The following is a 6967-nucleotide window of genomic DNA, read 5'->3' as shown; positions in this document are numbered from 1 at the left end:
CAGCATTCATCGGCGTTCCACAATCTTGCGCTGGAGCACGACGGCCGCAGGGATTAGGGTGATCAGATTGGCCGCCAGGACAGGGCAGTCGTTCACCAGCAGGCCGTACAACGACCACAACGCCACACCACTGGTGAACAGGGCGTACAGCCCAGGGAAGTCGCCTTGGTGTCGCCACGGCGCAGGGTCTTCACCGCCTACGGGAAAAGCTGGCCGTCGTGAGGCCAGCGGCCAGGTAGCCAACAAGTTCAGCACTCAGTTGCAAAGGGAACCTCCTGCGCGATCAAACGGACACGTTGCTGGGTGAAGGGATGGCGAAAGCTCAGGGCCTGGGCATGCAGATGCAAGCGGCAGGAACGGCGCAGACCCTCCAGATCGTCAGCGCCAGGCGTCCCGAGGGGCGGCTGGCGTAGCGCGGCGGTTGGCGCGAGAGGCGTGCCAGGGGGCTGGCGATGCAACCACGGCCGTGGAGGTCCCCTTCCACATCCGCCTGGTACAGCTTGTTGATCCGCCGTTCAGCAAATAGGGCACTGAGCCGCCGCAGGGCGCCAGCGCTTCGGGCCAAGAGCAGCACCCCCGAGGTGTCGCGGTCTAGGCGGTGAACCAGGCACAGGCCTTGGTCCTGCTGCTGCAAGCGGGTGATCACGGAATCGCTTTGCTCCGGCCCCAAGCCCGGTTGGCTAAGCAGGCCGGCAGGCTTGTCGACCGCCATCAGCCACGGGTCCCGCATCAGTAGCTTCAAGGGGAGAGCCGCTTAGCGCAGTGTTTTTCAAACAAGGCCACCACCTGTTCCGCTGGCAGGGCCTGAATCAGCCGGGCTTCAGCCTCAACGTGATGCTGACTGGAGTGATACAGCTGCAACTCGTGAAAAGGATTGGGGTCCTGCTGGCAGGTCGCCTCCATCTCACGGCTGAGCAAGGCCGCCGGCATCAGGTTGCCGCCGTTGCACAACTGCATCACATGGGCTGATTCATGGGCCAGCACAAACCAAACCACGGCTGGATCGTCGGGCAGGTTGTTGCCGCACATCAACAGGGCCTGTTTGCCCTCATGAAAGCCCCCCAGCAAGCCCAAAGGGCAGTCGGGCGCCACCAGGGCATTCACGCCCGTCAGCTGCAAAACCAGCAGAGCCAACAGCGCAGCCCTGAAACGGCGGCCCATCAAGCCAGGGACCACACAACAATCTCATTGGTCTCAAGATCGGCTCGAGCCGGATCAAAACCCACCGAAGTTCTATAGATTTTTAGTCGCCGAGAAGCTGTTCCACAGAGGCGACCTTCTCGGCGAACGACTGCTGCCGATCAGAGCGGGTATTGAGCTTGAGCGTTGTGTAGAGAGGCGGAGCGCCCATGCCGTGCAACTCGGCGTGACACGCCCGCACACAGTGCATGACCTCATCCCAAGGGTCTTCGATCGCCGTGCCATTGGGACCCAACTGATGGGTCAGGCCCGTGGCAGCGATCACCCACTCACAAGAGGCAATATAGGGCGAAAGGACTGATGCTCACACCGATCGGCACCACACAGAGGTCAACACTGACCCACATCATCCCGCCACCGCACTGGATCGACTCAAGCAACTGATCGGGTAGTCGATGGTGCGCCAACTGCCGCTGTCGGTTCGTACTTCAACCGCAATGCCCTGCTGACCTATGGAACAGCGGGCCCCTTGTCCCGTGCACCAATCACTGGCATCAGCGAGGGCCAGTTCCAGCGTTTCGTAAGGGGCGTCGAGCACCGGATGCGGCTGACCGTCGAGGCCAACCAACCGGTAGCGGGAGCGATGCTTGGCCATCGCAGTCCAATCCCGGAAGTGTCACCATCTTCCCATGGTCTTGGCCCGGCCGCATTCACACATTGGAGCCAGCAACGGGACGGCAACGGCATGAGTGGACAGCTGCAGCAGGCCTACAACGCTTTGATGATGAAGGCTCCGGGGGCAGCATTTCAAAAAGCACGGGCTCTGTATCTCAACAAATATCCACTTCCCCAGGCCGACAGCAGCGCGCCGCTGCGGCTTTTCGTGTGCGATGAGCAGCTGGAGGAGTCGATTCAGCCCGCCAACGACGGCCATCCGAATCATCGCCTGGCGATTCTCCGCTCACAGCCAGAGAAATTGGCCGTGGTTCACTGGCAGCAGTCCCATCCGCCCGAGCCGGAGCAACTGCGCCGCTACCTGCACGACACCTGGTCCCTCGACCTGGACGAGCTGAAGATCGAGGCCCTCAGCAACCCCTGGTTCCGTGAGGGAGGACATCACAGCCGCTTTACCGCACCCATAGGGCTGGTCTGGCGACAACAAACCCTCTTAACCCTCAAGGAAGAACAGTAGAAGCAACTCCGCAGAACGACGTAAGCCGCGCAACGGCATCGCTAGCAAAAAGAGATAGCCGTCGCAGCCGATGCTCACCAAGTACGCCGAACGCTATGTGCTGCGGTCCTGCTCGGAGGGCGGCTACCTCGGCGTCAATGCCGTGGACCAACGCATCGAGAGCTAACCCTCCCTCGATAAAGCATGGATCTTTCACAGCCATAACGGTGCTGTGAACCACGCCCGTTGGATCGGCGAGGTGCATGGGGAAACACCGGACGTGGTGAAGCTGGATCAGTGAATTGAACGGCGGTGGTGATCAGTCGTGGATGAAATTGCGCAGGCGCCGCGACTCGGCGGCCTGGTCCTGCTGAAGCGCAGCGGCAGTTCGCACGTGATGCTCACGCTGCTGCGCCGCGAAGACATCCGCCTCACTCAAGGTAAAGCTGTGCTCAGCAGCGAGCCCGAGAAACCGCTCAAGGTCCATGGGCTGAGCGAAAACTTTAGCCAAATTAGGGTCGCTGTCGCGAAGCGTGAGAAACCGATCCAGATCCTCAAGAGACATCGCGGCAGCACTTGTTGCGTGCCCCCATTCAAGTCAGCATCAGCCCAAGTGGGGAGGTTGCATGCTGTTGAAACTGATCAGCTGCGGCAGCCTGGCGCTGGTGAGTGTTCTGGTGGTGACTTTGCTGCAGGGATTACGGCAGCACAACCAACGCATCCACGCACTGCAAGAACGGATCGATCAGCTGGAGGAGCACGCGCCGAACCGTGCCCACAGCAACTTGCTCAGCCGACAGATTGGGTGTGATGCAGGAACGCATGGATGCCTTCTCGGCCATGCGCACCTCGACTCCCTCATCCCTTCACCGCATCCCCGCTGGCATTGGGCAGGATGAAGCGCTGCAACAGCACGAACAAGACCAACACCGGCAGGATTGAGACCACCGAGCCGGCGGCAACGATCCGCCAATCCAGCGAAAAGCTGCTGGAGAGCTGCTGCAGACCCAGAGGCAAGGTGTAGAGGGATGGGTCGTCGAGGATCACCAGCGGCCAGAGGAAATCACTCCAGGTGCCGATAAACACGAACATCGCCAGGGTGGTGAGATCGGCTTTGGCGGCGGGGATCATCACGTTCCACCATTCCCCCAAGCGGCTGCAGCCATCGATCCGTGCCGCCTCCTCCAGCTCCTTGGGAACACCAAGGAAGCTCTGGCGCAGGAGATAAAGACCAAACGCGGTGGCCGCCTGCGGAATCACCAGGGCCAGCAGGGTATTGCGCAGGCCCAGCGGCACCATCAGCAGATACAGCGGAATCATCACTACCTGAAACGGGATCAGGATCGTGGCCACTACCAGCCCCAGCACCAGGCCCCGGCCGGCAAAGCTCAGCCGGGCCAAGGGGTAGGCGGCAAGGGAGCAGAACAACAGGTTGGCCAGCACCGCAAGGCCACTCACCACGGTGCTGTTGAACAGATAGGTGGTGAGGGGATTGTCTTGAAACAGCCGGACGTAAGCATCGAAGCTCGGCTGGGCGGGCAGCAACGCCGGCGGACTGCTGAAGATGTCTTCCGCCGGACCCTTGAGCGAGGTGGTCACCAACCAGAGCAACGGCGTGAGCACCAGCAGTGCCAGAAGAATCAGCAGCACCAGCTGAACAACCCGGGCGGTGGAGGTGCGCATGGCGTCGGCTCTAGAGCGTCGGTCGGCTCTCCAGAACAACAGGATCCTTCTGCGGATGCAACGACTGGCGCTCCTCTCCAGCTACCAGGCGATTGAGGGCGTTCACAAAGGCCATGGCCGCCGCCACCACCACATCGGTATCGGCAGCGTGGCCAGAATAGAGTACACCGCTGCGGCGCAGGCGAATCGTCACATCGCCCATGGCATCGATGCCCTCGGTGACCGACTTAACCGAGAACTCGATCAATTCATTGGGCACACCCGCCAGATCATTCAAGGCACGACAGACGGCATCCACCGGACCGGTGCCCACCGCCGAGCCTGTGGTCTCACTGCCCTCTTCATCCGAGAGGATGACGGTGGCGGTGGGGCGCAGGCTGCTGCCGCAGCTGACCTGCACCAGCTTGAGCTGGAAGCGGGCTTCCGGCTGCTGCACCTGTTCGCTGACGATCGCCTCCAGGTCACGGTCGGTGATCTCGCGCTTACGATCGGCGAGTTCCTTGAAGCGGGCAAAGGCTTCATCGAGACCCTCACGGGTGAGGTCGTATCCCAGCTCCTCCAGGCGGGCGCGAACGGCACTGCGGCCGCTCAGCTTGCCGAGGGAAATGCGGTTATCGGACAAGCCCACCGTCTGGGCATCGATGATTTCGTAGGTGAGCCGGTTCTTGAGGACGCCGTCCTGGTGGATGCCGGATTCATGGGCGAAGGCATTGGCACCAACGATGGCCTTGTTGGGCTGCACCACCATGCCGGTGAGATTGGAGACCAGCCTCGAGGTCTTGGTGATTTCTTCGGTACGAACGGCGGTGAGCGGCGTGGGGCTGTCCTCCTCCCGACCAAAGAAGGGGTTGTAGTAGCCACGCCGCACGTGCAGCGCCATCACCAATTCTTCGAGGGAGGCATTGCCGGCCCGTTCGCCGATGCCATTGATCGTGCATTCGAGCTGACGGGCACCGTTCTTGACCGCCTCGAGGAAATTGGCCACGGCCAGGCCGAGGTCGTTGTGGCCGTGCACCGAGATCACGGCCTCGCCGATGTTGGGCACGTGCTGATTGATGCCTGCAATCAGCGCACCGAACTCCGAGGGGGTGGTGTAGCCAACGGTGTCGGGAATGTTGATCGTGGTGGCGCCAGCGGCAATCGCCGCCTCAATCACCTCGTAGAGGAACTCTGGATCGCTGCGGCCAGCGTCCTCACAGGAAAATTCAGTGTCCTCCACCAGAGAGCGAGCATAGCTCACCATCTCGGAAACGATACCGAGCACATCGGCACGGCTCTTACGCAGCTTGTGCTCCAGGTGGATGTCGCTGGTGGCGATGAAGGTGTGAATGCGGCGGCGCGGTGCTGGCGCCACGGCATCGGCACAGGCCTTGATGTCGGCCCGCGAGGCACGGGCCAGGCCACAGATGATCGGACCGCGGTCGCCACCCACCTGCTGGGCGATCCGCTGCACGGCGGCAAAATCACCGGGGCTGGCGAAGGGGAATCCCGCCTCGATCACATCCACGCCAAGCCGCGCCAGCTGCTGGGCAATGGCCAGCTTCTCCTCCAGGTTGAGGCTCGCCCCGGGTGACTGCTCACCATCCCGCAGGGTGGTGTCAAAAATCAGGACGCGACCGGGGTCCTTGGCCATGGAAGGGGCTCCAGCGGAGATCTTAGTCGGAATGACTATGAGTTAACCCATCCTAGTTCAGCTCCCGAGAGGGAATCGGATTAAATTGAGCCACCGTTTGGGCTTGTTCGTGACCAAAGGCGCTGTTGCCCTGGTGTTGCATGCCCATCTGCCCTACGTGCGGTCGGCACAACCTGGCTCCCTGGAGGAGGACTGGTTTTTCCAGGCCCTGATCGAGTGTTACCTGCCGCTGTTGGAAACGCTGGAGCTGGCCAGCGCCGACCCCCACCAGCAGCCCAAACTCACCATCGGCTTGTCGCCAACGCTGCTGTCGCTGCTGAGCGATCAAGACCTCAAGCAGCGCTTTCCAGCCTGGCTGAACGAACGACTGGATCTGCTGCCGAAGGCCGACCCATCACTGCGCGAGGGCGCCGAACACCTGGCGGCCAGGATCGAGCGGCATCAGCAGGCCTGGCAGAGCTGCGACGGCGATCTGATCCAACGCTTCGCCGCCCTGCAGCGTCAGGGGGTGGTGGACCTACTCACCTGCGGCGCCACCCACGGCTACCTGCCCCTGCTGCGCCATCACCCGGAAGCGGTGCGCGGGCAACTGCGCACGGCGGTGCGGGAACACCAACGCCTCGTGGGCGAACGCCCCTTGGGGATCTGGTTGCCGGAATGCGCCTATTACGAGGGCCTGGATCGCTGGATGCGCGATGCGGGGCTGCGCTACACCGTGCTGGATGGCCATGGGTTACTGCACGGGCGGCCCAGGCCCCGCTATGGGGTGTACGCGCCGATCTGCAGCCGCAATGGGGTGGCCTTCTTCGGGCGCGACAGTAACGCCACGCTGCCGGTGTGGTCGGCCAAGGATGGCTACCCCGGCGATCCCCACTACCGGGAGTTTCACCGCGATCTGGGCTGGGACCTACCGATCGAAGAGCTCAAACCCCTTGGGCTCGACCAGCCGCGACCACTCGGCCTGAAGCTGCATCGGGTGACCGATCACAGCGCGCCGTTGGACCGCAAACGCCCCTACGAACCAGGAGTGGCGACCGAACGGGTGAAAGAGCATGCAGCCGATTACCTGCAGGGACGCCGGCGGCAGTTGGATCAACTCGGCGGTGCCATGGACGTGCCGCCGCTGCTGGTGGCCCCCTTCGATGCGGAACTGTTTGGCCACTGGTGGTTTGAAGGGCCGGCCTTTCTCAGACAGCTGGTCCAACAGGCACCGCAGGAGGGGGTGAGCTTCACCCGGCTTCGGGATGTGTTGAACAGCGTTGGCCACCTCCAGCTCTGTGATCCCTGCCCCTCCAGCTGGGGGAAAGGGGGCTATCACGACTACTGGCTGAACGACAGCA

At 62.4% G+C, this 6967-nt stretch carries 10 protein-coding genes and 1 pseudogene; 3 read left to right on the top strand and 8 right to left on the bottom strand.

What is annotated here, in order from left to right; all coding sequences use genetic code 11:
• Positions 1-6: 6 nt before the first annotated feature.
• The 5 genes and pseudogenes from ACGVJ8_RS10360 to ACGVJ8_RS10340 form a co-directional block, all read right to left on the bottom strand.
• Entirely contained in the window at positions 7-243 is a 237-nt protein-coding gene (locus ACGVJ8_RS10360; protein WP_392347841.1) for a SemiSWEET family sugar transporter, read from the bottom strand.
• 79 nt (positions 244-322) lie between these two features.
• Positions 323-730 (bottom strand): pseudouridine synthase, encoded by a 408-nt coding sequence (locus tag ACGVJ8_RS10355; RefSeq protein WP_392347839.1) that lies wholly within the window; start codon positions 728-730, stop codon positions 323-325.
• A gap of 8 nt (positions 731-738) precedes the next feature.
• Positions 739-1161, bottom strand: a complete 423-nt coding sequence (locus ACGVJ8_RS10350) for a hypothetical protein (RefSeq protein WP_392347837.1) — start codon at positions 1159-1161, stop codon at positions 739-741.
• Positions 1162-1243: 82 nt separating this feature from the next.
• Positions 1244-1547, bottom strand: a pseudogene (locus tag ACGVJ8_RS10345) (MTH1187 family thiamine-binding protein).
• Positions 1547-1795, bottom strand: coding sequence for a hypothetical protein (locus ACGVJ8_RS10340; RefSeq protein WP_392347835.1), 249 nt, complete (start codon positions 1793-1795; stop codon positions 1547-1549). The pseudogene ACGVJ8_RS10345 and the gene ACGVJ8_RS10340 overlap by 1 nt, the downstream one beginning before the upstream one ends.
• A 90-nt stretch (positions 1796-1885) precedes the next feature.
• Between ACGVJ8_RS10340 and ACGVJ8_RS10335 the strand changes: the two genes are divergently transcribed.
• Positions 1886-2332 carry a hypothetical protein gene (locus ACGVJ8_RS10335; protein WP_392347833.1) on the top strand — a complete coding sequence of 149 codons (447 nt, stop codon included), beginning with the start codon at positions 1886-1888 and terminating at the stop codon, positions 2330-2332.
• A gap of 298 nt (positions 2333-2630) precedes the next feature.
• On the opposite strand, the gene ACGVJ8_RS10330 is transcribed toward ACGVJ8_RS10335, so the two are convergent.
• The gene (locus ACGVJ8_RS10330) at positions 2631-2876 is read right to left on the bottom strand and encodes a Nif11-like leader peptide family natural product precursor (RefSeq protein ID WP_392347831.1); all 246 of its coding nucleotides are present in this window, start codon (positions 2874-2876) and stop codon (positions 2631-2633) included.
• Between the two features lie 61 nt (positions 2877-2937).
• On the opposite strand from ACGVJ8_RS10330, the gene ACGVJ8_RS10325 reads away from it, so the two are divergent.
• Entirely contained in the window at positions 2938-3210 is a 273-nt protein-coding gene (locus tag ACGVJ8_RS10325; protein WP_392347829.1) for a hypothetical protein, read from the top strand.
• Here ACGVJ8_RS10325 and ACGVJ8_RS10320 read toward each other — a convergent pair.
• Both ACGVJ8_RS10320 and ACGVJ8_RS10315 read right to left on the bottom strand, forming a co-directional pair.
• The gene (locus ACGVJ8_RS10320; RefSeq protein ID WP_392347827.1) at positions 3170-3994 is read right to left on the bottom strand and encodes a carbohydrate ABC transporter permease; all 825 of its coding nucleotides are present in this window, start codon (positions 3992-3994) and stop codon (positions 3170-3172) included. The genes ACGVJ8_RS10325 and ACGVJ8_RS10320 overlap by 41 nt on opposite strands.
• A 10-nt stretch (positions 3995-4004) precedes the next feature.
• Positions 4005-5627 (bottom strand): 2-isopropylmalate synthase, encoded by a 1623-nt coding sequence (locus ACGVJ8_RS10315; RefSeq protein WP_392347825.1) that lies wholly within the window; start codon positions 5625-5627, stop codon positions 4005-4007.
• 109 nt (positions 5628-5736) lie between these two features.
• On the opposite strand from ACGVJ8_RS10315, the gene ACGVJ8_RS10310 reads away from it, so the two are divergent.
• A partial coding sequence (locus ACGVJ8_RS10310) for a DUF1957 domain-containing protein (RefSeq protein WP_392347843.1) occupies positions 5737-6967 on the top strand: 1231 nt, incomplete at its 3' end.

It is taken from the genome of Parasynechococcus sp. (genome assembly GCF_042954245.1).
Taxonomy (GTDB): domain Bacteria; phylum Cyanobacteriota; class Cyanobacteriia; order PCC-6307; family Cyanobiaceae; genus Parasynechococcus.
This window is presented reverse-complemented; position numbering and strand designations above follow the sequence as displayed.

Excerpts from the sequence above, each read along its gene's own strand:
- ACGVJ8_RS10320 (WP_392347827.1), bottom strand. The coding sequence starts at position 3,994 with ATGCGCACCTCCACCGCCCGGGTTGTTCAGCTGGTGCTGCTGATTCTT.
- ACGVJ8_RS10325 (WP_392347829.1), top strand. The coding sequence starts at position 2,938 with ATGCTGTTGAAACTGATCAGCTGCGGCAGCCTGGCGCTGGTGAGTGTT.
- ACGVJ8_RS10340 (WP_392347835.1), bottom strand. The coding sequence starts at position 1,795 with ATGGCCAAGCATCGCTCCCGCTACCGGTTGGTTGGCCTCGACGGTCAG.
- ACGVJ8_RS10350 (WP_392347837.1), bottom strand. The coding sequence starts at position 1,161 with ATGGGCCGCCGTTTCAGGGCTGCGCTGTTGGCTCTGCTGGTTTTGCAG.
- ACGVJ8_RS10355 (WP_392347839.1), bottom strand. The coding sequence starts at position 730 with ATGCGGGACCCGTGGCTGATGGCGGTCGACAAGCCTGCCGGCCTGCTT.
- ACGVJ8_RS10330 (WP_392347831.1), bottom strand. The coding sequence starts at position 2,876 with ATGTCTCTTGAGGATCTGGATCGGTTTCTCACGCTTCGCGACAGCGAC.
- ACGVJ8_RS10335 (WP_392347833.1), top strand. The coding sequence starts at position 1,886 with ATGAGTGGACAGCTGCAGCAGGCCTACAACGCTTTGATGATGAAGGCT.
- ACGVJ8_RS10315 (WP_392347825.1), bottom strand. The coding sequence starts at position 5,627 with ATGGCCAAGGACCCCGGTCGCGTCCTGATTTTTGACACCACCCTGCGG.